Here is a 1,359-nt window from a genome sequence, read left to right as displayed (position 1 = left end):
ATCAGCTGGATGATGTTATCGTTGGACACGGCATATCGCTCCTTCGGTGGAGAAGTGGAGGCGTCAAGCACCCCCACGATATGCCGCCTTTCCGATTCCCTCCGTCACCAACTTTCGGCGATAGCTCAACTCAGGCTCGCCGCGAGAGTTGCCTGACAAGCATCTTCTCCTCTGTTCGCTGTGCCGCTCATGTAGAGTTTAGCTCTCTTTATGTCGGAATACCTCCAGACGTGTTATTGGCAGAACGTCACGGCTTTCGTACCCGCCAGGAGGACCAACTTCATGCGGCGGACATGATGCTCGCGCTACTCCTCGAATGCGCCAAAGAGTCTCGAACCGATCGACTATCATCTGGACTTGGCAAGAGCGATTTCAGCTTCGGAAATCACTTGTCCCGGACCTGAATGCCGCCGGGCCTGCTCGCGTGCCCATTGAAGAAAACGATCGTTCCAGCGCAGGATGATCTCGTCGGGTCAGGAGCTATACGGGCTGCACAGAACAGCTTCTTTGGTGCTCGAGATTACGCGATGCGAGGATCTCGAGTGCTGCAAAATTGGATTGCATCGGTGCCGGGATCGACTTCGCCGCTATGGCAGAACGTTCGCGTGATATTCGGCCATGAGGCGGGGCTCGCAGCCTCCGACTGCGGTGCGGATCGCGCTGCAATGGCGTACACGCTGATCCAGACGCCAAGCTCAACGACGTCGACCCGCAGTTTGGCTCATCGATGTCGTCGCGCGTCGCATCAGCAACAATCCAGGAGCACATCTGCCACATGCAGCTGCGCTGTCCCTGCCAAGAAAAGCTGTTTCCTCTAAAATGAGCGGCTTGAGGTTCGGTTTTCGCGATTGGCACGATCTTTGCCAGCAGTCAGCCGATAAGAGGAGGCCCAAAACATGAAAGTCGGTCGTCACTTGCCGTCCGCCCACACTCGGGCGCGATCGCCGCGAATTTTGACGGAGCGCTCGATGTGTCCGCATCTGGCGTTCACCCATTCGCGCTGCAGCTGAATAGTTTGATCTGGCGAAGAAACCAAAATTTCTGGAGAATACCACGATGAGTGAAACGACTCTGATCGACAATGTCATTCCGCGTGCCGACGTCATCAAACGCACAGCGCGAATCGGCGCCGAAATTGCGAACATTAAGCTGTCGGGCGATTTGCCCGACCAGACGATTGCCGGAATCAAGGCCGCGCTGCTTGAGCACAAGGTCATCTTCTTCCGCGATCAGGGTCATCTCGACGACGCCGAGCAGGAGCGTTTTGCCCTCCGTTTTGGAAACCTTGTGCCGCATCCAACGATCGGTGCTAGCAAGGGAACGGCTTCGATCATCGACGTTGATTCCGTCCGCCCCGCT

The 1,359-nt window shown here is 56.5% G+C and carries 1 protein-coding gene; it reads left to right on the top strand.

Annotated elements, in window-relative coordinates; genetic code table 11:
- Positions 1-1,056 precede the first annotated feature (1,056 nt).
- Positions 1,057-1,359, top strand: a 303-nt coding sequence (locus GWG65_RS40130) for a TauD/TfdA family dioxygenase (RefSeq protein ID WP_275200909.1), incomplete at its 3' end; no start/stop codon positions are given.

It is taken from the genome of Bradyrhizobium sp. CSA207, assembly GCF_029051685.1.
In the GTDB taxonomy this organism is placed as follows: Bacteria; Pseudomonadota; Alphaproteobacteria; order Rhizobiales; family Xanthobacteraceae; genus Bradyrhizobium.
The sequence above is the reverse complement of the archived record's forward strand: the minus strand, read 5'-3'. Positions and strand labels throughout refer to the sequence as shown.